This is a genomic window from Cognatilysobacter segetis (genome assembly GCF_004359965.1).
GTDB classification, from domain to species: domain Bacteria; phylum Pseudomonadota; class Gammaproteobacteria; order Xanthomonadales; family Xanthomonadaceae; genus Cognatilysobacter; species Cognatilysobacter segetis.
In genome coordinates, this window is sequence record NZ_SMRQ01000012.1 from 1 (window position 1) to 26,407 (window position 26,407).

Below are 26,407 nucleotides of genomic sequence, written 5' to 3' on the forward strand. Positions count from 1 at the left end.
CGCCGGCCACGCCGCGCCCGGAACGGACGCCGCGCCCGCCGCGCCATGATCCGCGCCCCGCGCGCGCATCGGGCGAGGCGCCGGCCGCCGCGGCGTCGCAGGCCGCGAAGCCGGGGCTGCTCGGTCGCGTCGCACGCGGGCTGAAGTCGCTGATCACGCGCGCGCCGCGCAGCCAGCACTGACGTCGTCCCGCCGCGCATGCGGCACGGGCTCCGAACGGGCGATCGCATGCGGTCGCCCGTTTTCGTTTCCGGCGGTAGAACGGCGCGTGCCGGCATCGCAGTGCCTGCCGCTGCGCCACCTGAGGATTCGGCGGCGCAGGGCGCGCCAGTCGACGCGGCCCATCTGCGATACTCCGCGGCATGACCCTCCTGCGTTTCGACAGCGTCGGCAAGCGCTACGCCTCCGGTCGCGATGCGCTCGCCGACGTCAGCTTCGAGGTCGCGCCCGGCGAGATGCTCTTCGTCACCGGCCACTCCGGCGCGGGCAAGAGCACGCTCCTGCGCCTCATCCACCTCACCGAGCGCGCCACGCGCGGCACCGTGGTGTTCGCCGACCGCAACCTCGGCAAGCTGCGCGGCCGTCGCGTCGCGCTGCACCGCCGCGAGGTCGGCGTGGTGTTCCAGGACCACCGCCTGCTCGCCGACCGCAGCGTCGGCGACAACGTCGCGCTGCCGCTGCGGCTGCGCGGCATGCACCGCGTCGAGATCGCCAAGCGCGTACGCTCCACGCTCGACAAGGTGGGACTGGCCGATCGCGAGAAGTCGCTGCCGCGCCAGCTCAGCGCGGGCGAACAGCAGCGCGTGGGCATCGCGCGCGCGATCGTCGCCGAGCCTAGGCTGCTGCTCGCCGACGAGCCAACCGGCAACCTCGACCCCGCGCTGTCCACCGAGATCATGGCGCTGCTCGAATCGCTCGCGCTGCGCGGCACGTCGGTGCTGGTGGCGAGCCACGACCTCGCGCTGGTGCGGCGCATGCGCAAGCGCGTGCTGGTGCTCGACCACGGCAAGCTCGTGGACGACATCGCGCCCGGAGACCTCGCCGAATGAGCACGAAAGCCCGGCGCAACGACGTGGTGCGCACGCGCTCGCGCTTCGGCGCCTGGGTCGACCACCACGTGCACAGCCTGGTCGCGAGCCTGCGCCGCATGGCGCGCAAGCCTTGGGCGACCGGCCTCACCGTCGGCGTCATGGCGATCGCGTTCGCGCTGCCGCTCGGCCTGTGGGCGGTGCTGTCGAACCTCTCGCAGTTCACCGGCGACGTGCAGCAGTCGCGGCAGGTCAGCGCCTACCTGAAGCCCGGAACGCCGCTGGATCGCGCGCAGGCGCTGGCCGCCGAGGTGCGCACGCGCGCGGACGTCGCGGCGGTGCAGGTGCGCAGCGCCGACGAAGGCTTGAAAGAGCTGCGCGAGCAGGGCGGACTCGGCGATGCCGCGGCGGCGCTCGGCGAGAACCCGTTGCCGCATCTCTTGCGGGTCACGCCGCGCGGCGACGACGCGGTCGTCGCCAGCGCGCTGCAGTCGCTGCCCGACGTCGACGTGGTGCAGCAGGACGCCGCATGGCGCCAGCGGCTGGATCGCTGGCTCACGCTGGGCGAGCGCATCGCCTGGGTGCTGGCGGTGCTGCTCGGCTTGGGGGCGCTGCTCGTCGTCGGCAATACGGTGCGGCTGGACATCCAGTCGCGGCGCGACGAGATCGAGGTGCTGCAACTGCTCGGCGCGACCGACGGCTTCGTGCGGCGACCCTTCCTGTACCTGGGCGCGTGCTACGGCGTGCTGTCCGGCCTGATCGCGCTGGCGCTGCTCACCGGCGCCGAGATCGCGCTGCACGATCCGATCGTCCATCTCGCGCAGTCCTACGGCAGCGCGTTCCGCCTGCAGGGCTTCGACCCGATCCGGGCCGCCGTCGCAGTTCTGGGCGCCGGCCTGCTCGGCTGGCTTGGCGCAGGGCTGGTGACCGGTCACTATCTGAGGCAGACCCGCTCGACCGGCGAATGACGTGAGCACGGAGCACCAGGACCTTCGCCATCTGCCGGCCACGCCGGCGCGCATCATGGTCGTCGACGGCAGCAAGCTGGTGCGCAAGCTCATCGCGGACGTGCTGGTGCGCGAAGTGCCGGGCGTCGAGGTGGTGGCCTGCGAGAGCGTGGCGCAGGCGCGCGAGGCGCTGGCGAACGGCCCGGTCGACCTCGTTACCACCGCGATCGGCCTGCCCGACGGCGACGGCATCGCGCTGGCGCATACGGTGCGCGAGGCCGCGGGGCAGAAGTACGTGCCGATCATCGTCGTCTCCGGCGATGCGCAGTCGCACCTCGAATCGCGTGCGTTCACCGAGGACGTCACCGACTACTTCGACAAGGGCCTCGGCCACGCGGCGCTCGCCGCCTTCATCCGCGGCTACGTGCATCCCGAGCCGATCCCCGGCGCGCGCGTGCTGTACGTCGAGGACAGCAAGGTCGTCGCGGTGGCGACCAAGCGCATGCTCGAGCGCCATGGCCTGAAGGTGCTGCACTTCATCGGCGTCGAGGAAGCGCTCGCGCATTTCGAGCAGCAGCGCGGCGAGGAGGACATCGGCGCGGACCTCGTGCTCACCGACGTCTACCTGAAGGGCGAACTCAGCGGCCACGACCTGCTCGGCCGCCTGCGCGTGCAGTTCGGTTACGGCAAGCGCCGCCTGCCGATCCTGGTGATGACCGGCGACGCGAACCCGCAGAACCAGAGCGAGCTGCTGCGGGCGGGCGCCAACGACCTCGTGCTCAAGCCGATCGAGGAACGCCTGCTGGTGACCAAGACGCTGTTCCAGCTGCGCCTCTCGCGCCTGCCGGTCGAAGCCTGACGCATTCGTTGCGCCGTGTCGGGCGATTCCCGACGATAGGGCGATGACCGCGACCGATACCGTCAAGCTCGAGGCCGGCTGGAAAGCCCGCGTCGGCGAGTACCTGCTGCGAAACGACATGCAGCAGCTCGCTGCGTTACTTCGCGAGCGCAAGCGCGCGGGCGCGCAGGTCTTCCCGCCGGGCCCGGAGATCTTCAACGCCTTCGACGCGACGCCGTTCGACGACACGCGGGTGGTGATCCTCGGCCAGGATCCCTACCACGGGCCGGGGCAGGCGCACGGGCTCGCGTTCTCGGTGCGGCCCGGCGTGCCGATCCCGCCGTCGCTGCTCAACATCTTCGCCGAGCTGCAGCGCGACCTCGGCATCCCGAAGCCCGACCACGGCTGCCTGCTGCCCTGGGCCTGGCAGGGCGTGCTGCTGCTCAACGCGGTGCTTACCGTCGAGGCCGGCCGCGCCGGCGCGCACCAGGGCAAGGGCTGGGAAGGCTTCACCGACCACGTGGTCGACGTGCTCAACGCCGAGCGCGAGGGCCTCGTGTTCCTGCTCTGGGGCAGCTATGCGCAGGCCAAGGGCAAGCGCATCGACACCGCCAGGCACCGCGTGCTGAAGGCGCCGCATCCGTCGCCGCTGTCGGCGCACCGCGGTTTCATCGGCTGCGGGCATTTCTCGGCCGCCAACCAGTACCTCGCGCGCCGTGGCGGCCGGCCGATCGACTGGTCGCTGCCGCCGGCCGCGCTGCTGCCGCCCGTCTAGGCGGCTGTAATCGTATACAGCGCGTCCTTCATGGCCGGCGCCGTACGCTTCGGAGTCCAGTCGACGCGATACGCCATGAGTCCCACGCCCGCTTCGCTCCTGACCATCTTCGGCGCCACCGGCGATCTTGCGCAGCGCATGCTGCTGCCCTCGCTCTACGGCCTGCATCGCGACCGGCTGCTGCCCGACGGCCTGCGCATCCTCGGCACCGCGCGCAGCGAGCTCGACGACGCCGGCTTCCGCGAGAGCGTGGCCGAGGCGATCGGTCGCTTCGTTCCCGACGCCGATCGCGACGATGCGGTCGTGCGCGACCTGCTCGAGCGCGTCGCCTACGCGCCCGCCACGCTCGGCGACGAGGCGTCGTTCGCGCGCCTCGGCGAACGCGTGCGCGAGCTGCGCGGCAGCGGCGACGCGGTCTACCACCTCTCCACCGCGCCGAAGTTCTACGGCGAGATCTGCCGCACGCTGGGCGCGATGGACCTCGCCGGTGCAGGCACGCGCGTGATGCTGGAGAAGCCGATCGGCCACGACCTCGCGAGCGCCAACGCGATCAACGACAGCGTGGCGGCCGTGTTCAACGAGGCGCGCATCTTCCGCGTCGACCACTACCTCGGCAAGGAAGGCGTGCAGAACCTGCTCGCGCTGCGCTTCGGCAACGCGATGTTCGAGCCGCTGTGGAACGCGCGGCACATCCAGCAGGTGCAGATCACCGTCGCCGAAACCGTGGGCGTGGAGGGCCGCGGCGACTACTACGACGACTACGGCGCGATGCGCGACATGCTGCAGAACCACCTGCTGCAGCTGCTGTGCCTGGTGGCGATGGAGCCGCCGTCGCATTTCGATCCGTCGGCGGTGCGCAACGAGAAGATCAAGGTGCTGCGCTCGCTGCGGCCGATCGGGCGCGCGGAGGTGGCCAGCGAAACCGTCGCGGGCCAGTACACGGCGGGCGCGATCGACGGGCGCGCCGTGCCCGGCTACCTTGACGAGCTCGGGCGCCCGAGCCGCACGGAAACCTTTGTCGCGATCCGCGCGCAGGTCGACAACTGGCGCTGGGCCGGCGTGCCGTTCTACCTGCGCACCGGCAAGCGGATGCCGCGCCGCTCCACCGAGATCTACGTGCAGCTGCGGCAGGTGCCGCATTCGATCTTCGGCGCCGCGCCGCAGCCGAACGCGCTGGTGATCCGCCTGCAGCCGGACGAGCGCATCGAGCTGCAGCTGATGAGCAAGACGCCCGGCCTCGACCGCGGCGGCCTGCAGCTCTCGCCCGTCGCGCTCGACCTCGACATGCACGAGGAGTTCGCCAGCGTGCGGCGCCGCCTCGCCTACGAGCGGCTCTACCTCGACGCGCTGGAAGGCAACGGCACGCTGTTCGTTCGCCGCGACGAGACCGAGGCCGCATGGCAGTGGGTCGACGCGATCGAGGAGGGCTGGCGCGCGGCGGGTCTCGCGCCGAAAGCCTATCCGGCGGGTACGTGGGGCCCCAGCGCGGCGGTCTCGCTGATCGACCGCAACGGCCACGCCTGGCGGGAGTGAGGCATGGCGCGGATCGACCACACGTATGCCGACGGCGAAGCGCTTGCCGTCGCGCTCGCGCATGAGCTGGCCACGGCGGTCGATGCGGCGCTCGCGCAGCGTCGCACCGCGCTGCTCGCACTCGCCGGCGGCCGCACGCCGTTGCCCGCGTACCGCGCGCTGGCCGCGCGCTGGCGCGAGCGCGACGATGCCGCGCGCATCGTGCTGATGCCAACCGACGACCGCTGCGTGCCGCACGACCACCCGAGCTCCAACGTGGGCGAGCTGCGCGCGATCTTCAAGGACACCGACGTGCGCATCGAGGCACTGACCGTCGCCAACGGCGATCCGGCGCGCTCGGAGCGCTATGCACGCGCGATGCTGGCCGACCATCGCGGCGAATTCGACGCGGTGGTGCTCGGCATGGGGCAGGACGCGCACACCGCGTCGTTGTTCCCGGGCGCGGCGCAGCTCGCCATGGCGCTCGATCCCGCCACCGACGTCGAGGCGCTGCGCGTCGATCCCGATCCGTTGCCGCCCGAGGCGCCGTTTCCCCGCATCTCGCTCACCGCCGCGCGCCTGCGACGCGCGCGCGTGCTGCACCTGGCCGTCACCGGCGAGGCCAAGCGCGCCGTGCTCGCGCGGGCCATCGACGATGCGGACGCGATGTCGCGCCCGATCGCGGCGCTGCTGCATGCGCCCGGCGCGGCGGTGCACGTCCACTGGAGTCCCTGATGTCCCTGCATCCCGTCGTCGAACGCGTCACCGGTCGCATCCGCGAGAAGAGCGCGAAGCGTCGCGGCGAATACCTCGCGCGCATGGCCTCGATGCGCCACGACGGCCCTGCGCGCCGTGCGCTCGGCTGCGGCAACCTCGCGCACGGCTTCGCGGCGGCGGGCGAGGACAAGCCGTTCCTGCGCGGGCAGGTCGGCCCGAACATCGGCATCGTCACCAGCTACAACGACATGCTCTCCGCGCACCAGCCGTTCGAGACGTTTCCGACGCTGATCCGCGCCATCGCGCGCGCCAACGGCGGCAGCGCGCAGGTGGCGGGCGGCGTGCCGGCGATGTGCGACGGCATCACCCAGGGCCGCTTCGGCATGGAGCTGTCGCTGTTCTCGCGCGACACGATCGCGCTCGGCACCGCGATCGCGCTCAGCCACGACATGTTCGACGGCATGCTGCTGCTCGGCATCTGCGACAAGATCGTGCCCGGCCTGCTGATCGGCGCGCTGAGCTGGGGCCACCTGCCGTGCATCCTCGTGCCCGCGGGGCCCATGCCGTCGGGCATCCCGAACAAGGAAAAGGCGCGCATCCGCCAGCTGCATGCGGAAGGCAAGGTCGGCTACGACGAGCTGCTGGAAGCCGAGGCGGCCTCGTACCACGCACCCGGCACCTGCACGTTCTACGGCACGGCCAATTCCAACCAGATGCTGATGGAAGTGATGGGCCTGCACATGCCAGGCACGGCCTTCGTCAACCCGGGCACGTCGCTGCGCGACGCGCTGACCGTCGCGGCGACCGAGCGCGTGCTGCGGATCACCGCGCTCGGCGATGCGTACACGCCGCTGTGCGACGTCGTCGACGAACGCTCGATCGTCAATGCGATGGTCGGCCTCGCGGCGACCGGCGGCTCGACCAACCATGCGATCCATCTCGTCGCAATCGCGCGCGCCGCCGGCATCGTGATCGACTGGGACGATCTCGACGAGCTCTCGCGCGTCACGCCGTTGCTGGCGCGCGTGTATCCGAACGGCAGCGCCGACGTGAACCATTTCGAGGCCGCTGGCGGCGTGGGCTTCGTGATCCGCGAGCTGCTCGATGCGGGACTGCTGCACGAGGACGTGCGCTGCGTGCACGGCGGCAGCCTGCGCGACCAGGCGAAACAGCCCTATCTCGATGGCACCGCGCTGAAGTGGGCGGAAGCGCCCGCGCAGTCGCGCGATGCGTCCGTGGTGCGCCCGGCGAGCGAGCCGTTCGACAGCGAGGGCGGCCTGCGCCGCTTGCAGGGCAACCTCGGCCGCGCGGTGGTCAAGGTATCGGCCGTCGCGCCGGAGCATCGCGTCATCGAGGCCCCGGTGCAGGTGTTCGAGGCGCAGGAAGCGTTGCTCGATGCGTTCCGCGCCGGCCTGCTCGAGGGCGACTTCATCGCCGTGGTGCGCGGGCAGGGCCCGAAGGCCAACGGCATGCCGGAGCTGCACAAGCTCACGCCGACCTTGTCGGTGCTGCAGGACCGCGGCCAGAAGGTCGCGCTGCTGACCGACGGCCGCATGTCCGGCGCGTCGGGCAAGGTGCTGGCGGCGATCCATCTCACGCCGGAGGCCGCGAACGACGGCCCGATCGCGCGCCTGCAGCCCGGCGACGTCGTGCGCATCGATTCGGATGCCGGCACGATCGACGTGCGTGTCGACGCCGCCGAATTCGCCGCGCGCGAGCCCCATCGCACCGACCTGTCCGCGAACCGCACCGGCATGGGTCGCGAGCTGTTCGCGCTCATGCGCCACGAGGTCGGCAGCGCGGAGGAGGGCGCCTGCGCGCTGCTCGACGCGAGCGACCGGGAACTCTCCGCATGACCCTTGGCCTGATCGCCGACATCGGCGGCACCAACGCGCGCTTCGCGCTGACCGACCTCGACGCGCCGCAGGCCGCGCTGCGTGATGTCACGCCGTTGCGTTGCGCGGATTTCGCCAGCCTGCAGCACGCCTGCGAGCATTACCTGCAATCGGTCGGGGCCCAGCCCACGCGCGCGGCGATCGCCGTGGCGTCGCCGGTGAGCACCGACGAGATCCGCCTGACCAATCGCGCCTGGTCCTTCAGCCGCAGCGAACTCGAACAGGCGCTCGGTCTCGAACGCCTGCTGATGCTCAACGATTTCGGCGCGGTCGCGTGGGCGGTGCCGGCGCTTGGCGACGCCGACGTCGTGCATCTCTACGGCCCGTCGTCGCGGCCGCCCGCATCGCCGGTCACCGTGATCGGCCCAGGCACGGGGCTCGGCGTCGCGCTGCTGGTCGGCGACGACGCGCGCGGCTGGCACGTGATCGAGACCGAGGGCGGCCACGCGACGTTCGCGCCGGTCATCGAGGAGGATCGCCTGATCGCGCGCTGGCTCGATTCGCTGCACGGGCGCACGTCGAACGAACGCGTGCTCTGCGGCACGGGGCTGGCGCAGATCGACGCAGTGATGCGCGATCCCGATCGTCCTGCCGGGCAGGCGCCGGTACTGCGCGACCCCGCGGACGTGGTGCGCCTCGCGCTCGAAGGCCATGACGTCGCCGCGCGCCGCGCGCTCGCGCGCTTCTGCGCGATCCTCGGTGCGGTCTGCGGCGATGCGGCGCTGATCCATGGCGCGCGCAGCGTGGTGATCGCCGGCGGGATCGTGCCGCGCTTCGTACCGTTCCTGCGCGCGAGCGCGTTCCGCGAGCGCTTCCTCGCCAAGGGGCGCTTCGCCGCGTACCTCGAGAACGTCGCCGTCGACGTCATCGTCCATCCGCAGCCCGGCCTGCTCGGCGCCGCCGTCGCGCTGCGCGCTTCCACGGAGACCGCCCGATGATCTGGACCCCCGAAACGCGCGCCGCGCGCGTCGATTCGATCCTGGCGCAGGCGCCGGTGCTGCCGGTGCTCGCCATCGAGGACTGCGACGACGCCGTGCCGCTGGCGCGTGCGCTGGTCGACGCCGGCCTGCCGGTGCTCGAGGTGACGCTGCGCACGCCCTGCGCGCTCGATGCGATGCGCGCGATCGTCAACGAGGTGCCGGGCGCGCTGGTCGGCGCCGGCACGATGCTGCGCAAGGAGGATTTCCTCGCCGTCGAGTCCACCGGCGCCGTGTTCGGCATCGCACCCGGCACCACCGCGGCGCTGTACGAAGCCGCCGAACTCACCGCGCTCGCGTTCATCCCCGCGGTCGCCACGGCGAGCGAGCTGATGCTCGGCATGGAGCACGGCTACCGGCGCTTCAAGTTCTTCCCGGCCGAAGCCGCGGGCGGCACGGTCGCGCTGCGCGCGTTCGCCGGCCCGTTCGCGGACGTGCGCTTCTGCCCCACCGGCGGCATCGACGCCGCCAAGGCACCGGCCTACCTCGCGCTGAAGAACGTCGCGACGGTGGGCGGTTCGTGGATGGTGCCGCCCGCGCAGCTGGCCGCGCGCGACTGGGACGGCATCGCCCGCCTCGCGCGCGAGGCGGCGTCGCTGCGAGCGGGCTGAGCGGCCCGCGACGCCGCTAGCGTCGCGGCCGCGAACCCGCGCGCAGGGCGCGGGCGAGCGCGAACGCACCGATCGCGAGAAGCGTCAGCGCCACCAGCGTCACCGGGGCGTGGTCGAGGGCGAAGTCGAGGATCATCGGGAGGCAGCTTACGTCGTCGCCGCGCCCCGGCGCGAGACGGCGTCCGCGTCCCGGCGACGCCGCCGCCTTGGCAGGGCGACGGGTTCGCCCGGATTCAGGCGGCGTCCACCGCGGTCGCGGCGATCGGCGCGCGCCGCATCAACCGGCTGCCGACCAGCGCGAACGCGATCGTCGACAGCAGCGTGACGAACATCAGGTGCAGGTAGTGCAGCGGTGTCCACACGAACGTGAACACCGCGTACAGCGCCACGCCGAACAGTAGCGCCCAGCGCACCGCGCGTGCGTTCACCCCGTCGAAGAAGATCGCGACGATGAAGGCGGCGAGCACCGGCATCGAGTAGAGCCCGTTGAGCTGCTGCAGCGTGGCGATGATGCTCTTGGACTGCGTGTACAGCGGCACGATCGCCAGCGAGACCGCGGTGAACGCGATCGTCGCCCAGCGGCCGAGACGCTTCGCGTCGGCCTTGGGGTTCACCAGCGCGAGATGCACGTCCACCGTGTAAAGCGCGGCGGCGGAGTTCAGCGCCGCGCTGTAGCTCGACAGCACCGCGCCGGTGATGGCCGCCGCGAACGCGCCCGACATCCACGAGGGCAGCACGTGGCTGACGAGCCGGCCGTAGGCATCGTCGTCGACGTCGCCGAACAGCTTGAAGGCGATCAGCCCTGGCAGCACCACGATCGCCGGCGTCAGCAGCTTGAAGAACGCCGCGGCGTAGATACCCTTCTGCGCCTCGCGCACCGTCGGCGCGGCGAGCGCACGCTGCGCGATCACCATGTTCGTGCCCCAGTAGAACAGGTGCGCGAACAGCATGCCGGTGAGCAGCGTCGGCCACGGGATGTCCGAGTCGGGCGCGCCGAGCAGGGTCAGCCGGTCGGTCGGCAGGCCGGACAGATCCCAGCCGATCGCATTCATCGCGAACACCGTGACGAGGATGCCCATCACCAGAAGCACCACGCCCATGTAGGTGTCGGACACCGCGATCGCGCGCAGGCCGCCGATCGCCGCGTAGGCGAGGCCGCCGATCGCGAACAGCACCGCGAGCGTGAGCAGCGACAGGTCCGGCTGGAACATCGACTGCATGAACTTCGCGCCGGTGTAGAGCACCATCGGCAGCAGGATGAAGGTGTAGCCGAGCAGGAACAGCAGCGACACCGCGCGGCGGATGCCGGGATCGCCCAGACGGCGCTCGAGCAGCTCGGTCGTGGTGGTGCACTTGTAGCGGTAGTACATCGGCACCAGTACCTGCGCCAGCACGATCAGGCCCGCGGCGGCGCCGAATTCCCACCAGGCCACCAGCATCGACTGCGCGCCGTTCATCCCGACGATCTGCTCGGCCGAGATGTTGGTCAGCAGCAGGCTGCCGGCGATGAAGGGCCAGGTCAGCGAGCCGCCGGCGAGGAAGTAGTCGCGGCCGCGGTCCGCGGCGTGGCGCTCACGGCGGCAACGCCACCACGTGGCGAGCGCGACCAGCGCGGTAAGCGCGATGAACACGGCGATCTGCACGGCATTGGACGACATCGGGAACCTCGTCGGGACATCGGAAAACAAAAAGGCCCCTGCCGGCGGAGAGAACCGGCAGGGGCCCGAGGGGTGCGGCTAGGACGGGATCAGAACTTGTAGCTGACGCCGACCAGGTAGGTGCGGCCCCACTCGATGTTCTCGAGCGGGCGGTCCTTGGTGCCGGCGTAGGTGCGGTACGACTCGTTGGTCAGGTTGTTGGCCTGGAACAGCAGGCTCAGGCCCTTGAGGCTGCTCGCATCGCCGAACGTGTAGCTGACCTGCGCGTCGGTGATGTTCTCGCCGACCACGTAGCGCAGCGTGCGGTTGCCGTTGAAGTTGCCGATCTCGCCGATGAAGTCCGAGCGGCGGCGCTGGTTCACGCGCGCCTCGAAGCCGGCCTTCTCGTAGTACGCAGTAAAGTTGTAGACGCGCTTGGACAGGCCGGGCAGGGCGATCGGCGCGCTGCCGACGCTGCTGACGTTCGAGTCGTCCGGCGGGATCGTGATGTTGCTGTCGTTGTACGTGGCGCTGGCGACGATGCCGAAGCCGTCGAGCACCGGCGTGAACATGTTCAGCGGCAGCGACGCGGTGAGCTCGACGCCCTGCATCTTGCCGCCCTTGCCGTTGAACGGCGCGGTGAACGTGCCGGTCGACTGCGGCGTCGTGCCGCCCGGCGGCACCACGTAGCCCTGCAGCAGGTCGGAGAAGTCGTAGCCGTCGCGCTTCTGCGAATAGATGTAGGTGGTGAGGTCCTTGTAGAAGTACGCCGCCGCCACGTAGGCCTTGGTGCCGAAGTACTTCTCGTAGGAGATGTCGAACGCGTTGGCCTTCCACGGATCGAGCTCGGGGTTGCCGCCGCTCGCGCCCGGCACCGCCGGCGTCTTGGTCTGGTCGACGCCGAAGTCACGCGAGGCGCGCAGCTCGTCGACGCGCGGGCGCGCGACCTGCTTGGCCAGCGCCACGCGCACCGTCTGGTCGGCCGGCAGCGAGAACGCGAGGTTCAGGCTCGGCAGCACGTCGGGGTAGGTCTTGCCGCGGGTGTACGAGACGATCTGCTGGCCCGCCGGGCGGGTGCCGTCGAACACGTTGCCGGTCGACGACTGGTCGACGTGCTGCACCTGCACGCCCACGTTGCCGCGCACCGGGACGCTGCCCCACTGCGTGTCGATGTTGGCCTTGGCGAACGTGGTGGTGATCTTCTCGTTGACCGTCCACGCCTTGGCGACGAGGTAGCCGGCGGCGGTCTCGCTCGGGTCGAAGGTCATGAAGCGGCTGACCACGCCGGGCACGTTCCAGGTCGGGATCAGGCCGACGCCCGCGAAGCCGAGGTCGACCAGGCCGTACTGCAGGTCCGCCGGGATCGTGGTGACGCCCTGCGGGCCGAGCAGCGTCGAGGCCTCGGGCTGGTGCTTTTCCTTCTCGCGGTCGGCGTAGTTCACGCCGACGTCGAAGTCGGCGATCCACGACGACAGGCCTGCCGGCGCCGGGATGTTCGCCGCGAGACGGTAGCTCTTCAGCTCGTCGCGACCGCGCGGCACCTTGCCGTAGCCCGAGCCGTAGATCGTGTTGCTGAGCAGCAGCTTGGTCGGGTCGGAGTAGTCGAGGTGCGGGTTGATCTGCGAGAAGTCGTTGCTGCTGTACTGCAGGTTGAGCGTGTCCAGGTTGCCCGGGGCCAGCTGCAGGTTGTTCTCGAGGCTGAGCTCGTTGCGCTTGGCCTTCGACCAGCTGACGTCGGCGACCAGCTTCACCGCGCCGACGTTGAAGCGGTTGTTCCAGCCGAACGCGTCGATCTTGTCCTTGCGGTCGTTGTACATGCCGCGCACCAGCGGGTACACGTTGGCCGCGGTGCCGCCGGTGAACGTGCCGTTGCCGTTGACCTGCGCGCCCGTGACGACCAGCGGCACGTACGGATTGGTGCCGTTGTAGCCGCTGAGGTTCACCTCGAACTGGTTGGCGGTGTCTTCCTGGCGCGATTCCGAATGGAACACGTCCACGGTGCTGGTCCAGCTCGCGTTCGGACGGAACTCGAGCGTGCCCATCACGCCGTCACGCTTGATGTAGCCCGTGCGGCGCAGCGCCTTGATGCCGTCGGAGTAGTACGTGCCCGCCGGCACGCCCGGGCGCCAGCCGGTGCCGAGCTGCTGCCACGGCTCGTACAGGCCGACCTGGTTCTCCTGGATCGGCGTGTCCGAATGCGAGTAGCCCAGCGACAGGCCAATCGTGCGGTCCGCGAACTGGTCGATGTAGGCCGCGTTGAAGCGGTTGCCGAATGCGTCCTGGTTCGACGCCGCGCCCAGCGAGTTGTGCTGGCCCCGCGCGCTCACCGCGATCACGCGGTCCTGGAAGTTGAGCGGGCGCACCGTCTGCATGTCGATCGTGCCCGACAGGCCCTGGCCGACCAGCCCCGCGTCCGGCGTCTTGTACACAGTCACGCCGCTGAGCAGCTCGGACGGGTACTGGTCGAACTCGACGCTGCGGTTGTCGCCCGTGCTGACGAGCTCGCGGCCGTTGAGCAGCGACGTCGAGAAGTCGGGCGACAGGCCGCGCACGCTGATCACCTGCGCACGGCCGGCGACGCGCTGCGCCGCCAGGCCCGGCAGGCGCGCGATGGACTCGGCGATGCTGATGTCGGGCAGCTTGCCGATGTCTTCGGCGGAGACCGCCTCGACGATCGACGTCGAATTCTTCTTGGTGTCGATGGAGCGCTCGATGCCGCGGCGGATGCCCTTCACCACGACGCTGTCGAGCTGGTCGGCGTCGGACTTCGGCTTGGCCGACGTCGCCGTCTGCGCCTGCGCGCCGGCTGCCGCCATCATCGCCGCCGAGGCGAGCGCGACGCTGAGCAGGTTGCGTTTCAGATTCATCCCCTGGTACTCCCGAACTGTGATTTGGCGATGGGACCGGCGATCGCATGACGCGGGCCCCGGGCCGCTGCGGCGGCCGTTCCACCGAGCTGCGGCGATGGTAGAGGGCGGCCTCCCTGCACAAATCGCGCTGCAAACGTATTCATGGCCGGACCGTGACGGCGCCCGCCCGCGCGGACGCGCACCTGCCGTCGCGGCACGTGGGACGGTTGCGTTGGCGGCTCGCGCAAGGGCGCGACCGCGTATCGCGCACGCGCTGGCGCCGGATCAGCGCCCGCGTGGGTACGCCCAGCGCAGGAAGGCCGGCAGCACGCGGCCCCAGCTCGACTGCCGATGGATGCCGCCGGGCAACACGTACAGCGCGACGTCGCCGTGGCCCGGCTGCACGCGCCCGTCGGCGTCGATGCGATAGCCGAGCGCGCGCAGGCCCGGTGCGCCGGCGTGGCCGTCGACCAGCTCGCGCACGTCGTCGAGCGCGTCGTTGACGCCGTCGCCGTCGCGATCGTCCCGCTCCTCGTCGGTGCCCACGGCGAGGAACAGCCGGAGCGACGGTGGGGCCGCGTGCGTCAGCTTCGAATGCGCGATGCGCGTGCGTGCGATCGCGTCGGCGTCGTCGCGCTCGGTCGACAACCAGAACGACGGGGAGAACGCACCCGCGCCGCCTAAGACGTCCGGGTACTGCCACGCGACATCGAAGGCATGCGCGCCGCCCAGCGACCAGCCCAGCAGCGTGCGCGAGGCCGGCGTGCGGCGCACCGGCCAGCGCGCCTGGATGCGCGGCACCAGTACGTCGACCAGCCAGGCCGAGTACGCCTGCGCGCGTGCGCCGACGTCGCCGTAGCGCGTCGGCGCGATCACCGGCCGGCCGTTCGCGCGGTCGGAAAAACCGTAGGCGCCCATGCGGTCGGGCGGCGCGTCGATCGCGACCACGACCGGCGCGCGGATCTCGCCGCGGGCGTCGAGCGCCGCGACGGTCTCGAACAGCGCGGTGGCCTCGGCATCCTGGCCGTCGTTCACGTACAGCGTGTCGCAGCGCGCGCGGGCGTCGAGGCACCGGGGCGGCACCGCCACGCGCACGCGCAGCGGCGCATCGGCCACGCCGGGAGCCGGGACGTGCAGCGTCCGGATGCGCGGTGCCGCGGGTGCGGCGGTAGCCGCCAGGAGAAGCGCCAGCGCGACGGCCGCCACCGCGTGCCGCTGCACATCGTGTTGCCCCGTGCCGCCTACAATCGTCGCCATGGAATACGAGCTCGTCATCAAGTTCTATCGCAAATCATTGCCCGACGAGGCCTTCCTGGCCACGCTGGAGGACGAGCTGCGGCCGGTGATCGGCGCCGCGCGCACCGACGGCTACGACGTGCGCCCCAAGGACATCAACCTGTTCGTGCAGACGGACGATCCGCGCGTGACCTTCCGCAAGGTGAAGTCGGTGCTCGACGCCAAGGGCATCGAGCGCGGCGTGTCGGCCGCGTACCGGCTGGCCGGCGGCGCGCAGTTCACGTCGGTGTACCCGCCGCGGCCGATGCGCAAGTTCAGCCTGGACTGACCCGCCCGTCATTCCAGCGCGCGAAGGCGGATCGCCGCGCCGCCGCCCGGCGCCAGCTTCAGCGACAGCAAGTCGCCACGCTTCACGCGCCGGCGTTCCACCACGAATGCGAACGGCTTCGTCTTCCAGTCCGCACCGTCGCCGTCGCGGTAGACCTGCGCTTCGTAGGTGCGCCCGGCGTCGAGGAAGTCGAGCGGCAGCGAAAGCGTGCGCGCGTTCTCGTCGGTGACGCTGCCGACGAACCAGTCATCGCCGCCGCGCTGCTTGCGCGCGATGGTGACGAAGTCGCCCGGCTCGCCATTGACGACGCGGGTGTCCTCCCAGTCGGTCGGCACGTCCTCGATGAAGCGCAGCGCGTCGGGGTGCTGCTCGTAGTGCTCGGGCAGGTCGGCGGCCATCTGCACCGGCGAGTAGATCACCACGTAGTTGGCGAGCTGCTTGGCGAGCGTGCTCTGGATCGGCTGGCCGCCGCGGCCCTTCAGGCTGACCACGCCCGGGGTGAAGTCCATCGGGCCGGCGAGCAGGCGCGTGAACACCAGGTTCGCCTCGTGCTCCGGCGGGTTCGGCGGGTGGCCCCAGGCGTTGTATTCCATGCCGCGCGCGCCCTCGCGCGAGATCCAGTTCGGGTAGGTGCGGCGCAGGCCGGTGTCCTTGATCGGCTCGTGGTCGACCATCGCGACATGGCGCTTCGCCGCCTCCTGCACGACGCGCAGCTGGTGGTTCGCGCGCCACTGGCCGTCATGCCATTCGCGCAGCACCGGGCCGCCCTCGACATCCTGCCGCTCGATCTGGCCGGCGTCGCAGACGTAGCCCGTCTTGACCACGTCGATGCCGAGCCGCGCGTCGAGATCGAGCGCCTTCGGCAGCTGGCGTTCGTAGTGGCTGACGGCGCAGCCGGTTTCGTGGTGGCCGATCAGGTGCACGCCCTTCGAGGCCGCGTATTTCGACAGCGCCTCGATGTCGAAGTCGGGCGTCGCGCGGGCGAAATCGAAGCCCCAGCCGTTCGCGAACCAGTTGCCGTCCCAGCCGGGGTTCCAGCCCTCGACCAGCACGCCGCGGAAACCGTGCTTCGCGGCGAAGTCGATATATCGCTTGGTTTCCTCGGTGTTCGCACCGTGCTTCGGACCGGTCGCCCAGGTACGGTCCTCGAGGTGCAGCGCCCACCAGACACCCACGTACTTCGCCGGCTTGAACCAGCTGACGTCGCCGAGCGTGTTGGGTTCGTTGAGGTTGAGGATCAGGCTCGACTCGACGAGGCCGCCGGCGCGATCGCTGATGGTGATCGTGCGCCACGGCGTGCTGAACGGCGCGCTCCGCCGCACCTTCCAGCCCTCGCTGCCCGGCGCGAGCTGCGCCTTCAGGCGCTGGTCCTCGACGCGCCGCAGCCACATGCCCGAATAGTCGACCAGCGCCGCCTCGTGGAACGACAGGTACGTGCCATCGGCCGTCTTCAGCGTAATCGGCGTATGCGCCTGCGACACCTCGCGCAGCGGCGTGCGGTCGTACAGGTACTCGTAACGGTTCCACTCGCCCGCCGGAATCCACCACGCGGTCGCGTCGGGCAACACGTCGAACTCGGTGAGCTCGTCGGTGATGCGCACGTCCTTCACGGACGCCTGGTCCGGGAATTCATAGCGGAAGCCGAGGCCGTCGTCGTACACGCGGAAGGTGACGTCGATCGCGCGCTTGCCGTTGATCGTCTCGGTGAAGCGCGTGCGCAGCTCGTTGTATCGATTGCGCGTGACGCGTCGTTCGCCCCAGGGCTGTTCCCAGGTCTCGTCGACGCTGCGCGTGGCCTGCGACGTGAAGGCGAGGTTGCGCTGCAGCTGCTCGGCGTCCTGGAAGAGGAAGCCCAGCCGCGACGTGCCGATCAGTGGCATGCCCTTGCGGAACACGCGGTAGCCGATGCGGCCGTCGTCGACGTCGAGTTCGACGCGCAGCACGTGGCCGGGCGATTCGACGCTGGCGACCGTGGCGGCATGCGCGGGCAGCACCGCGAGCACGAGGGGCAGGACGGCGAGGGCGGTGCGTCGGAGCAGGCTCATGGGGTCACTCGATGACGAAGACGGCGGCGCTGCGGCCGGGCACGGTGAAGCGGCCGCGCCCGTCGTGGCGGGCGTCGCGCACGCGCGCGTCGGTGCCGGCGCGCTGCACGGGATGCAGGACGTAGGGCTTCCCGGCTTCGCCGGGCAGCTCGACCACCCGTTCGCGCGCGGAGGCGTTGACCAGATACAGCAGCTCGCGGGCACCGGGCAGGCCGCTGCCATCCAGGTGGCCGACGATCAGCGCCGGATCCTGCGACGGGCCGGACGCCGGGAACGTCAGGCGGCGTTGCACCTCGGCTCCGCTGCGCAGACGCAGCAGCGGCGTGGCGGCACGCAGCGCGAGCCAGTCGCGGAAGACATCGCGCGTCCAGGCGATGTCGCGCGGCGCCGGCTTGATCGACGCATCGCGCAGCACGGGCGCGAGCAGCGGCCAGTCCTTGCCGTTGTCGGCCGCGGGCGGCAGGCCGACACCGAAGCCGTTGTCGGTGTACGTCCAGTCGAGCCGGTTGAAGGCATCGCCGGAATCGAAGCTGTTGCGGTCCAGCGACTTGCTGCGCAGCACGTCGATGCCGGCGTGGTAGTAGGCGACGCCCTGGCTCAGCGCGACGACCGCGATGCCGAGCGCCTGCACGCGCGCGCGCTCGGCGGGCGACGTTCCGCGCGGCAGGCGCAGCGCATCGACGTCGAACAGCGTGAGGTTGTCGTGGTTCTCGACGTAGTTGACGACCTCGTCCGGCTGACTGGCGTAGCCGGCCGGCGCGCCCTTGTAGTCCAGCATCGAGAGCGGCGCGGTGCGGCCGTCGGCGAACGTAGCGGTGTAGCCGCGCAGCGTGCCGGCAAGGCCCGCGCGCACCAGGTCGGCCGCCTTCATCGCCTCGGTGCGGCGTTCCGGCGCATCGACCAGCCCGTTGAGCCATCCCTGCTGCGTGAGCAGCGCCTCGCCCGAATCGCAGCAGCCGCCGCCGCGCAGCGCATCGCGCGCGCGATCGCTGTAGGTGGCGACATGCGTGCCGTCGAGCCGGCCCTGCGCGGCCTGCACGAAGCGCGCGCCGTCGGCGACTTCGCCGAAGTTCCAGCCCTCGCCGATCAGGGGGACGTCGTGGCCGACGGCCTCGCGCAGCGCGGCCTGCGCGCGTTCCATCGCCGCGCGCGGCTGGTGGCCCATCAGGTCGAAGCGGAACGAATCGATGCCGTAGTCGCGCGCCCAGGTCACCAGCGTGTCGGCCATCAGCCGCGCCATCATGCGGTGCTCGGTCGCGGTATTCGCGCAGCAGGTCGAGCGCTCGACCGCACCGTTCGCGTCGAGGCGGTGGTAGTAGCCGGGCACGATGCGGTCGAGCACCGAGGTGTCGGCCTGCCCCGAGGTGGTGGTGTGGTTGTAGACGACGTCCATTCCGACGCGCAGCCCGAGGCCGTGCAGCGCCTGCACCATCGCGCGGAATTCGCGGATGCGCGTGGCCGCATCGTCGGTCGACGTGGCGTAGCTGCCTTCGGGCACGCCGAAGTGGTACGGGTCGTAGCCCCAGTTGAAGCAGTCGCGCGCGGCGACGGCCCCGATCCCGGCCTGCACCGCGGGACTGTCGGGCGCCGACGGCGGGATGGCCGGCGTGACGCAGCCGCGCTCGGGGATCGTCGCGATGTCGAACACCGGCAGCAGGTGCAGGTCGGTGAGCCCGGCGCGCTGCAGCGCCTGCAGGTGGCGCATGCCGTTCGACGCGCCGTCGGTGACCGCGAGGTACTTGCCGCGGTGCGCGGCCGGCACGCTCTCGTCGCTCACCGAGAAGTCGCGCACGTGCAGCTCGTACACCGTCATGTCGACGTTGCTCGCGGCGGGCGCAGGACGTGGATGCGCGGCCCAGCCCGAAGGCGCGAGTGACGGGTTCGCGGCATCGGTGACATCGAGCGCGGCGCTGCGCGTGGAATCGGTGGCGAGGCCGGTCGCGTACGGATCGGTAACGCGATTGCGCACGCGCCCGATGCCCGGCACGAGCACGTCGACGAGATAGGTGTAGTACGCGCCGCCCGCCTTGCGCAGGCGCGCATGCCATGCGCCGGTCGCGGCGTCGCGCTGCAGCGGGACGACCGCCGAGGCCGGCGCGTCGGCATCCGCGTACTGGCAGACGCTCACGCGGGACGCGGTCGGCCCCCAGACGCCGAGTGCGAGGTCGTCGCCCTGGCGCCGCGGGCCCAGCGCGGCGCGATCACCGTCGAAGCCGGCGTCGAGCAGGCCCGGCGATTGCACGTACGTCGCATCCACCACGCGGCCCTGCGCGTCCAGCTGGATCGCCCACCACTGCGCGTCCACATGCGCGCGTAACGTGGCCGCGTCGGCGGCGGTGAGCGCACGCTGGGCGCCGGTCGGGACGAACGCGAACGCCGCGGGCGCGGCGCGGGTCGAGCGGGCCAGCGGCAACGTGCCGTCCGCGCCCGCGAGGCGTCGGTCGGTTCCGACGCGCAGCTGTGCCGACCTCGACCACGCGAGGCGGTAGCGGCCGTCGTCGGGCTTGCCCGGCCAGCGCAGCGTCCTGCCGTCGAGCCAGTAGGCGCGGGCATCGGTGCGTGCGTCGGCGGCCGGCTGCAGCACGCGCGACGTCGCCGACGCATCGCAGTCCGCGCGTGCCGGGTCGCCCGCCGCGATCGCCTGCGACGGGAGCGTCGCCAGCAGGATGAGTGCGAGGCCGTGCCAGCCGCGCATGGCGGACTCAGTCCAGCGCCGCGAACAGCGCGCCATGCGGCGGTAGTCGTAGGCGGCCGTCATTCAGCGTTCCGGCGTCCACGCCCGGTGAGTCGAGCGCGCGCGCGGCGCCGACGTCGACCGCGCACTCGACCGCCGCGGCCGACAGGTTGAATGCCACCAGCAGGCGCGCGTCGCCGCGCGTGCGCACGAAGGCCAGCACCGGCTCGGGCGTATCGAGGAAGCGGATGTCGCCTTCGACCAGGGCGGGCTGCGCGCGGCGCCACGACAGGAACGCGCGCACCGCGTTCAGTACGGAGGACGGATCGGCGTCCTGCACCGCGACGCTGCGCGCGGCGTGGCTGTCCGCCACGGGCAGCCAGGGCGTCGCCTCGCTGAAGCCGGCCTGCGCGCCGTCGCGCCAAGGCATCGGGGTGCGGCAGCCGTCGCGACCCTTGAACGTCGGCCAGAACGTCACGCCATAGGGATCCTGCAGCAGTTCGAACGGCACGTCCGCCTCGGGCAGGCCGAGTTCCTCGCCCTGGTACAGGCAGACCGAGCCACGCAGCGAGCAGACCAGCGCGACCAGCTGCCGCGCGAGCGCATCGCCCGGCGCGTCGCCGCCCCAGCGCGTCACCGCGCGCTGCACGTCGTGGTTGCTGATCGCCCAGCACGGCCAGCCGTCGACCATGCTCGCCTCGAGCTTCTCCACCGTCCCGCGGATGTAGGCGGCGCTGAAGTCGTCGGTGAGCAGCTCGAAGCTGTAGCCCATGTGCAGCCGACCGGGGCGCACGTACTCGGCCATCGTCGCGAGCGAATCCTCCGACGAGATCTCGCCCAGTGCGGCGACGTCGGGATAGCGGTCCATCAGCGCGCGGATCTGCTCGAGGAAGCCGAGGTTCTCGGGCTGCGTGTTGTTGTAGTGGTGGTACTGGAACGCGTACGGGTTGTCCGGCGCGAAGCCTCGGCCGGTGCGCAGGTGCGCGGGCTTGGGCGGGTTGTCGCGCAGTTGCGCGTCGTGGAAGCAGAAGTTGATCGCGTCGAGCCGGAAGCCGTCGACGCCGCGGTCGAGCCAGAACTTCACGTTGTCCAGCTGCGCCTGCTGCACCGCCGGGTTGTGGAAGTTCAGGTCGGGCTGCTCGACGAGGAAGTTGTGCAGGTAGTACTGGCAGCGCCGCGGCTCCCACTGCCAGGCCACGCCGCCGAACAGCGACATCCAGTTGTTGGGCGGCGTGCCATCGGGCTTCGGGTCCGCCCAGACGTACCAGTCGGCCTTCTCGCCGGTGCGCGCGCTGCGGCTGGCCTTGAACCAGTCGTGCTCGGCCGAGGTATGGCTGAGCACCTGGTCGATCATTACCTTCAGGCCGAGCGAATGCGCCTTCGCGAGCAGTCGATCGAAGTCGGCGAGCGTGCCGAACATCGGATCCACGTCGCGGTAGTCGGCGATGTCGTAACCGAAGTCGGCCATCGGCGACTTGAAGAACGGGCTGATCCAGATCGCGTCGACGCCGAGGCTCGCGACGTAGTCGAGCTTCTCGACGATGCCGGGCAGGTCGCCGATGCCGTCGCCATTGGTATCGAGGAAGCTGCGCGGGTAGATCTGGTAGATCACCGCGCCTCGCCACCAGCGCTTCGTCGTCATCGAGGTACCGATCCTGTCGCGTTCATCCGTCGCCGCGGGAAGGATTCCACGCGGGCTGCGGAGCATGCCGGCCCCTGCGCCCGCGCCGGGCTGAATACGTTTGCAGCGCGATTTGTGCAGGGGAGCCGCTGTCTACCATGCCGGCCACGCCGCATCGCCGCCGTTTCGCGATGCTGCATTGCACACCGGTTTCTCGCGGCTTACAGGCCACACTCGCCGGACACGGCGCATCGCAGGGCGGTTCATGAATCCCACCACGCAGTCCAAGCCGCGGCTCACGTTCTGGCAGATCTGGAACATGTGCTTCGGCTTCCTCGGCATCCAGTTCGGCTTCGCGCTGCAGAACGCGAACGTCAGCCGCATCTTCCAGACGCTCGGCGCGGACATGGAGCAACTGCCCATGCTGTGGATCGCCGCGCCGCTGACCGGCCTGATCGTGCAGCCCATCGTCGGTCACTTTTCCGACCGCACGTGGACGCGGCTCGGCCGGCGCCGCCCGTACTTCCTTGCTGGCGCGGTGCTGGCGAGCGTCGCGCTGCTGCTGATGCCGAACTCGCCGAGCCTGTGGATCGCCGCGGGCCTGCTGTGGATGCTCGACGCGTCGATCAACATCTCGATGGAGCCGTTCCGCGCCTTCGTCGGCGACCAGTTGCCGGTGGAGCAGCGGCCGACCGGTTACTCGATGCAGAGCTTCTTCATCGGCATCGGCTCGGTGGTGGCGAGCGCGCTGCCGTACGTGCTGGCGCATTTCGGCGTGGCCAATACGGCGGAGCCCGGCGTGGTGCCCGATACGGTGCGGTGGTCGTTCTACGCCGGTGGCGTGGTGCTGCTGGCGGCGATCGGCTGGACCATCCTGCGCACGCGCGAGTATCCGCCGGAGACGCTGCAGCGCTGGGACGAGGCGCCGCCCGCTGCGCGCCGCCCGCGCGATGCGTCGCGCATGCGCACGGGTGCGTTCGCATGGCTCGTCGCCGGCGCGGTGCTGCTCGCGGTCGTCTACGTCGAAGGGCTCGACAAGCAGCTCTACATCCTCGGCGGACTGATCGCGGGCTACGGGCTCGCGCTGCTGCTGCGCGCCACCGCGGCGACCGGCGGCGCGTTCGACCAGATCATGGACGACCTCTACGACATGCCGTCGACGATGCGCCAACTTGCGGTCGTGCAGTTCTTCTCCTGGTTCGCGCTGTTCGCGATGTGGATCTACACCACGCCCGCGGTGGCGGACCTGCACTTCCACAGCACCGATCCGGCGTCGGACGCCTACAACGAAGGCGCGAACTGGGTGGGCGTGCTGTTCGCCGCCTACAACCTGTTCGCCGCCGTCGCGGCGGTGGTGATCCCGAAGATGGTCGCGCGTTGGGGCCTGCGCACCAGCCACCTCGTCAACGCGGTGGTGGGCGGGCTCGGGCTGGTGTCGATCATGCTGATCCGCGACCCGCGCTGGCTGCTGCTGTCGATGGTCGGCGTCGGCTTCGCCTGGGCATCGATCCTGTCGCTGCCGTACGCGCTGCTGTCGGACAGCGTGCCGGCCCGCAAGATGGGCGTGTATATGGGCATCTTCAATTTCTTCATCGTCATCCCGCAGCTGGTGGCCGCGAGCCTGCTGGGCTTCCTGCTGAAGACGCTGTTCGGCGGACACCCGGCGTATGCGCTGGCGATCGGCGGCGCGTCGATGATCGTCGCGGGCCTCTGCGTCCTGCGCGTGCGCGAGCCCGCGGCGCGCGCGCCGCGACTGGCGACGTCGCCGTGATGCGTGCGTTCCGCCTCGCGTCGCTCGCCGTTGCCCTGTCGCTCGCGCTGCCCGCGCAGGCCCAACGGGCACAGGTCAGCGCGCGCGAATTCGTCGGCACGAAGGAGCCCTTCGCGAGCGACGCGGTGTACTTCGTGATGATCGACCGGTTCGTCAACGGCGATCCCTCGAACGACCATCGCGAGCAGGGCGGCAAGGCGCTGCACACCTTCGACCGTCCGACGCCCGGCGCGCCCAAGGGCCACAGCGACAACATCGGCTACCTCGGCGGCGACTTCAAAGGCCTGCTCGACAACGCCGGCTACATCCGCGACATGGGCTTCGGCGCGGTCTGGATCACGCCCATTGTCGACAACCCGGACGAGGCCTTCACCGGCGGCGATGCGGTGAAGTGGGGCGGCATGTGGACCGATCGCGGCAAGACCGGCTACCACGGCTACTGGGGCGACAACTTCTACGTGCTCGACGAGCACCTGCCGAGCGCGGGGCTGGACTTCCGCGGGCTCACCTCGGGCCTGAAACGGCACGGCCTGAAGACCGTGCTCGACATCGTGGCCAACCACGGCTCGCCCGCGTACACGATGCCGAAGGACCAGCCGAAGTACGGCAAGATCTACGGCCCGCGCGGCGAACTGCTCGCCGACCACCAGAACCTGCCGCCGGCGAAGCTCGATCCGAAGAAGAACCCGCTGCACCGCTGGTACAACACGTCCGGTGGCCTCGCGCAGCTGTCGGATCTCAACGAGAACGAGCCCGCGGTGCTCGACTACTTCGTCGGTGCCTACTCGCAGTGGATCGACCAGGGCGCCGACGCGTTCCGCATCGACACCATCGGCTGGATGCCGCATTCGTTCTGGCACGCCTTCAGCGAGCGCATCCGCGAAAAGCGCCCCGGCTTCTTCATGTTCGGCGAGGCCTTCGACTTCGATTCGGCGACGATCGCCGCGCATACGCTGCCGCGCAACGCGGGCGTCAGCGTGCTCGACTTCCCGCTCAAGGAGCGCGTGGCCGAGGTGTTCGGCCGCAAGGGTGCAAGCTACGAGCGCATCGCCGAACGGCTCTACCTCACCGACGGCCCGTACGCGAACCCGTACGAGCTGATGACCTTCTACGACAACCACGACATGGCGCGGCTCGACGCCAGCGACGCCGGCTTCATCGACGCGCACAACTTCCTGTTCACCGCGCGCGGCATCCCGGTCATCTATTACGGTTCGGAAATCGGCTTCGAGCGCGGCACCGCCGAGCACACCGGCAACCGCAACTACTTCGGCCAGGCGCGGATCGAGCAGGCGAAGGCGCATCCGATCCATGACGCGCTGCGCCGCATCGCGAACGTGCGCGCGGCCACGCCCGCGTTGCAGCGCGGCCTGCAGGTGAACCTCGAGTTCAAGGGCGACCGCGCGGCGTTCTACCGCGTGCTGCAGACGCGCGAGGCGGCGCAGATCGCGCTCGTGCTGCTCAACAAGGGCGAGCGCGAAGCGGCGTTCCATGTCGATCGCTGGCTGCAGGCCGGCCGCTGGACCCCGCTGCTGCGCGGCGGCGCTGTCGACGTCGCCACCGGCGGCGCGCTGGAGGCGAGCGTGCCGGCGCACGGCGTCGAGGTCTACGTGTTGAACGCGCCGGTCACCGACGGCGCCCTGCGCGCGGAACTGCAGCAGGCGGCACTGCGCAAGGCGCGGCGCTGAGCCGCGTCGCTCAGCCGAGCGTGAACGAGGACTTACGCACCACCAGCGACGCCGGCAGCATCGCGCTGCTGGCCGGCTCGTCGCGGATCAGCTGCATCAGCGTGGCGACGAGCAGCTGGCCGGCGCGGGTGGTGTCCTGCATCACCGTCGTAAGCGGCGGCGTGGAGAAGCGCGCCATCGGAATGTCGTCGAAGCCCACCACCGACACGTCCTGCGGGATGCGGATGCCGGCCTCGTGCAGCGCGCGCATGGCGCCGATGGCGATGAGGTCGCTGGCGGCGAAGATCGCGTCGAACGGCCGGCCGCGCGCGAGCAACTGCACGGCGGCCGTGTAACCGGCTTCCTCGCTGGTCTCGGCGTCGACCTGCAGCGCGCGGTCGAGCACGACGCCGGCCTCGGCCAGCGCCGACTCGCAGCCGCGGAAGCGGTCGAGGAATTCGGGGTAGTGGCTGGAGGCATGGCCGAGGAAGGCGACGGTGCGCCGCCCGCCGGCCAGCAGGTGCTGCGCGGCGAGTTGCCCGCCGTGGACGTTGTCGCAGCCGATCGACACGCCCGGCTGGTCGTCGGCCACCGCGCCCCAGCGCACGAAGTGCGTGCCGCGCTCCACCAGCGTGGAGAGCTTGTCGCGGTAGAGCTCGTAGTCGCCGTAGCCGAGCAGGATCAGCCCGTCGGCCTTCATCGAGTCCTCGTAGTCCGAATGCCAGTCGTCGGACAGCTGCTGGAACGAGACCAGCAGGTCCTGCCCGTGGCGGGCGCAGGCGCGGGTGATCGAGCCCAGCATCGACAGGAAGAACGGGTTGATGTGGGACTCGTCGGGCGTCGGGTCCTCGAACAGCAGCAGGGCGAGGGTGCCGGAGGTCTGGGTGCGCAGGCTGGAGGCGCGCCGGTCGACCTTGTAGTTGAGCTCGCGGGCGACCGCCTCGACCCGCTTCCGGGTCTCCTCGTTCACCAGCGGGCTGCCGCGCAGCACCCGCGAGACGGTCGCCTGGGACACGCCGGCCCGGAAGGCGATGTCGAACGAGGTGGGCCTGGATTTCTTGCTCATGCGCGGCCGAGTGTACCGGCCGCCGGCCGGCCCCCTGCCATCGGTGGGGCTGGAAAAGCCGCTTGGCCGCCCGCATGGTGCTTGTTCGGCGATTACGGCCGGCTTTACCCGCAGTCCACGCACCGATCGGCATTCTTCGGCGTCTTTCGTTCCATCCGCGCAACACTCCGGAACTTCCGGGCCCTTTAGCAGTCAAAGGACCCGACTGCTAAC

Annotated in this window: 20 protein-coding genes; 13 read left to right on the forward strand and 7 right to left on the reverse strand. The window is 70.7% G+C overall.

What is annotated here, in order from left to right; translation table 11 throughout:
- The 10 genes from E4F61_RS14640 to eda form a co-directional block, all read left to right on the forward strand.
- On the forward strand, positions 1-182 hold a 182-nt coding region (locus E4F61_RS14640; RefSeq protein WP_202908937.1), incomplete at its 5' end, for a hypothetical protein.
- Positions 183-371: 189 nt separating this feature from the next.
- Positions 372-1,049, forward strand: coding sequence for a cell division ATP-binding protein FtsE (gene ftsE, locus E4F61_RS04075; protein ID WP_425480107.1), 678 nt, complete (start codon positions 372-374; stop codon positions 1,047-1,049).
- Positions 1,046-1,996: a permease-like cell division protein FtsX gene (gene ftsX, locus E4F61_RS04080; protein WP_133478397.1), complete on the forward strand. Its 951-nt coding sequence runs from the start codon at positions 1,046-1,048 to the stop codon at positions 1,994-1,996. Before ftsE ends, ftsX begins: the two co-directional genes overlap by 4 nt.
- A 55-nt stretch (positions 1,997-2,051) precedes the next feature.
- Positions 2,052-2,834, forward strand: a complete 783-nt coding sequence (locus E4F61_RS04085) for a response regulator (protein ID WP_133478442.1) — start codon at positions 2,052-2,054, stop codon at positions 2,832-2,834.
- A 43-nt stretch (positions 2,835-2,877) separates the two neighbouring features.
- The gene (gene ung / locus E4F61_RS04090) at positions 2,878-3,588 is read left to right on the forward strand and encodes a uracil-DNA glycosylase (RefSeq protein ID WP_133478398.1); all 711 of its coding nucleotides are present in this window, start codon (positions 2,878-2,880) and stop codon (positions 3,586-3,588) included.
- A gap of 75 nt (positions 3,589-3,663) precedes the next feature.
- Positions 3,664-5,121, forward strand: a complete 1,458-nt coding sequence (gene zwf, locus E4F61_RS04095; RefSeq protein ID WP_133478399.1) for a glucose-6-phosphate dehydrogenase — start codon at positions 3,664-3,666, stop codon at positions 5,119-5,121.
- Positions 5,122-5,124: 3 nt separating this feature from the next.
- A complete protein-coding gene (gene pgl / locus E4F61_RS04100) occupies positions 5,125-5,835 on the forward strand; it encodes a 6-phosphogluconolactonase (RefSeq protein ID WP_133478400.1) in 711 nt (236 codons plus the stop codon).
- On the forward strand, positions 5,835-7,673 hold the full coding sequence (edd, locus tag E4F61_RS04105; protein WP_133478401.1) for a phosphogluconate dehydratase: 1,839 nt from the start codon (positions 5,835-5,837) through the stop codon (positions 7,671-7,673). The genes pgl and edd overlap by 1 nt, the downstream gene beginning before the upstream one ends.
- Positions 7,670-8,650: a glucokinase gene (gene glk, locus E4F61_RS04110; protein WP_133478402.1), complete on the forward strand. Its 981-nt coding sequence runs from the start codon at positions 7,670-7,672 to the stop codon at positions 8,648-8,650. The genes edd and glk overlap by 4 nt, the downstream gene beginning before the upstream one ends.
- Positions 8,647-9,300 carry a bifunctional 4-hydroxy-2-oxoglutarate aldolase/2-dehydro-3-deoxy-phosphogluconate aldolase gene (gene eda, locus E4F61_RS04115; RefSeq protein ID WP_133478403.1) on the forward strand — a complete coding sequence of 218 codons (654 nt, stop codon included), beginning with the start codon at positions 8,647-8,649 and terminating at the stop codon, positions 9,298-9,300. The genes glk and eda overlap by 4 nt, the downstream gene beginning before the upstream one ends.
- Positions 9,301-9,533: 233 nt before the next feature.
- On the opposite strand, the gene E4F61_RS04120 is transcribed toward eda, so the two are convergent.
- The 3 genes from E4F61_RS04120 to E4F61_RS04130 all read right to left on the reverse strand — a co-directional run bounded on the left by E4F61_RS04120 (position 9,534) and on the right by E4F61_RS04130 (position 15,043).
- Entirely contained in the window at positions 9,534-10,958 is a 1,425-nt protein-coding gene (locus E4F61_RS04120; RefSeq protein WP_133478404.1) for a solute:sodium symporter family transporter, read from the reverse strand.
- 89 nt (positions 10,959-11,047) lie between these two features.
- Positions 11,048-13,804: a TonB-dependent receptor gene (locus E4F61_RS04125; protein ID WP_133478405.1), complete on the reverse strand. Its 2,757-nt coding sequence runs from the start codon at positions 13,802-13,804 to the stop codon at positions 11,048-11,050.
- Positions 13,805-14,071: 267 nt separating this feature from the next.
- Positions 14,072-15,043, reverse strand: coding sequence for an alpha/beta hydrolase (locus tag E4F61_RS04130; protein ID WP_162301400.1), 972 nt, complete (start codon positions 15,041-15,043; stop codon positions 14,072-14,074).
- Here E4F61_RS04130 and E4F61_RS04135 point away from each other — a divergent pair.
- On the forward strand, positions 15,042-15,350 hold the full coding sequence (locus E4F61_RS04135; RefSeq protein ID WP_133478407.1) for a hypothetical protein: 309 nt from the start codon (positions 15,042-15,044) through the stop codon (positions 15,348-15,350). The genes E4F61_RS04130 and E4F61_RS04135 overlap by 2 nt on opposite strands.
- Positions 15,351-15,358: 8 nt before the next feature.
- Here the strand turns inward: E4F61_RS04135 and E4F61_RS04140 are convergent, their stop codons facing one another.
- The 3 genes from E4F61_RS04140 to E4F61_RS04150 are packed head-to-tail and all read right to left on the reverse strand — an operon-like array spanning position 15,359 to position 21,711.
- Positions 15,359-17,395 (reverse strand): glycoside hydrolase family 97 protein, encoded by a 2,037-nt coding sequence (locus tag E4F61_RS04140; RefSeq protein WP_133478408.1) that lies wholly within the window; start codon positions 17,393-17,395, stop codon positions 15,359-15,361.
- Positions 17,396-17,399: 4 nt separating this feature from the next.
- Complete coding sequence (locus E4F61_RS04145; RefSeq protein ID WP_133478443.1) at positions 17,400-20,090, reverse strand: alpha-1,6-glucosidase domain-containing protein; 2,691 nt, start codon at positions 20,088-20,090, stop codon at positions 17,400-17,402.
- Between the two features lie 7 nt (positions 20,091-20,097).
- The gene (locus E4F61_RS04150; RefSeq protein ID WP_133478409.1) at positions 20,098-21,711 is read right to left on the reverse strand and encodes an alpha-glucosidase family protein; all 1,614 of its coding nucleotides are present in this window, start codon (positions 21,709-21,711) and stop codon (positions 20,098-20,100) included.
- A 244-nt stretch (positions 21,712-21,955) separates the two neighbouring features.
- Between E4F61_RS04150 and E4F61_RS04155 the strand changes: the two genes are divergently transcribed.
- Together E4F61_RS04155 and E4F61_RS04160 are read left to right on the forward strand one after the other, a co-directional pair.
- Positions 21,956-23,461 carry an MFS transporter gene (locus tag E4F61_RS04155; protein WP_133478410.1) on the forward strand — a complete coding sequence of 502 codons (1,506 nt, stop codon included), beginning with the start codon at positions 21,956-21,958 and terminating at the stop codon, positions 23,459-23,461.
- Positions 23,461-25,149, forward strand: coding sequence for an alpha-amylase family glycosyl hydrolase (locus E4F61_RS04160; RefSeq protein ID WP_133478411.1), 1,689 nt, complete (start codon positions 23,461-23,463; stop codon positions 25,147-25,149). Before E4F61_RS04155 ends, E4F61_RS04160 begins: the two co-directional genes overlap by 1 nt.
- A 10-nt stretch (positions 25,150-25,159) precedes the next feature.
- Here the strand turns inward: E4F61_RS04160 and E4F61_RS04165 are convergent, their stop codons facing one another.
- On the reverse strand, positions 25,160-26,194 hold the full coding sequence (locus tag E4F61_RS04165) for a LacI family DNA-binding transcriptional regulator (RefSeq protein WP_133478412.1): 1,035 nt from the start codon (positions 26,192-26,194) through the stop codon (positions 25,160-25,162).
- Positions 26,195-26,407 lie beyond the last annotated feature (213 nt).

Excerpts from the sequence above, each read along its gene's own strand:
- pgl (WP_133478400.1), top strand. The coding sequence starts at position 5,125 with ATGGCGCGGATCGACCACACGTATGCCGACGGCGAAGCGCTTGCCGTC.
- ung (WP_133478398.1), top strand. The coding sequence starts at position 2,878 with ATGACCGCGACCGATACCGTCAAGCTCGAGGCCGGCTGGAAAGCCCGC.
- E4F61_RS04140 (WP_133478408.1), bottom strand. The coding sequence starts at position 17,395 with ATGAGCCTGCTCCGACGCACCGCCCTCGCCGTCCTGCCCCTCGTGCTC.
- ftsX (WP_133478397.1), top strand. The coding sequence starts at position 1,046 with ATGAGCACGAAAGCCCGGCGCAACGACGTGGTGCGCACGCGCTCGCGC.
- E4F61_RS04125 (WP_133478405.1), bottom strand. The coding sequence starts at position 13,804 with ATGAATCTGAAACGCAACCTGCTCAGCGTCGCGCTCGCCTCGGCGGCG.
- E4F61_RS04130 (WP_162301400.1), bottom strand. The coding sequence starts at position 15,043 with ATGGCGACGATTGTAGGCGGCACGGGGCAACACGATGTGCAGCGGCAC.
- E4F61_RS04150 (WP_133478409.1), bottom strand. The coding sequence starts at position 21,711 with ATGACGACGAAGCGCTGGTGGCGAGGCGCGGTGATCTACCAGATCTAC.
- glk (WP_133478402.1), top strand. The coding sequence starts at position 7,670 with ATGACCCTTGGCCTGATCGCCGACATCGGCGGCACCAACGCGCGCTTC.
- E4F61_RS04165 (WP_133478412.1), bottom strand. The coding sequence starts at position 26,194 with ATGAGCAAGAAATCCAGGCCCACCTCGTTCGACATCGCCTTCCGGGCC.
- E4F61_RS04145 (WP_133478443.1), bottom strand. The coding sequence starts at position 20,090 with ATGCGCGGCTGGCACGGCCTCGCACTCATCCTGCTGGCGACGCTCCCG.
- E4F61_RS04120 (WP_133478404.1), bottom strand. The coding sequence starts at position 10,958 with ATGTCGTCCAATGCCGTGCAGATCGCCGTGTTCATCGCGCTTACCGCG.
- zwf (WP_133478399.1), top strand. The coding sequence starts at position 3,664 with ATGAGTCCCACGCCCGCTTCGCTCCTGACCATCTTCGGCGCCACCGGC.
- E4F61_RS04135 (WP_133478407.1), top strand. The coding sequence starts at position 15,042 with ATGGAATACGAGCTCGTCATCAAGTTCTATCGCAAATCATTGCCCGAC.
- E4F61_RS04085 (WP_133478442.1), top strand. The coding sequence starts at position 2,052 with ATGGTCGTCGACGGCAGCAAGCTGGTGCGCAAGCTCATCGCGGACGTG.
- eda (WP_133478403.1), top strand. The coding sequence starts at position 8,647 with ATGATCTGGACCCCCGAAACGCGCGCCGCGCGCGTCGATTCGATCCTG.
- E4F61_RS04155 (WP_133478410.1), top strand. The coding sequence starts at position 21,956 with ATGAATCCCACCACGCAGTCCAAGCCGCGGCTCACGTTCTGGCAGATC.
- edd (WP_133478401.1), top strand. The coding sequence starts at position 5,835 with ATGTCCCTGCATCCCGTCGTCGAACGCGTCACCGGTCGCATCCGCGAG.
- E4F61_RS04160 (WP_133478411.1), top strand. The coding sequence starts at position 23,461 with ATGCGTGCGTTCCGCCTCGCGTCGCTCGCCGTTGCCCTGTCGCTCGCG.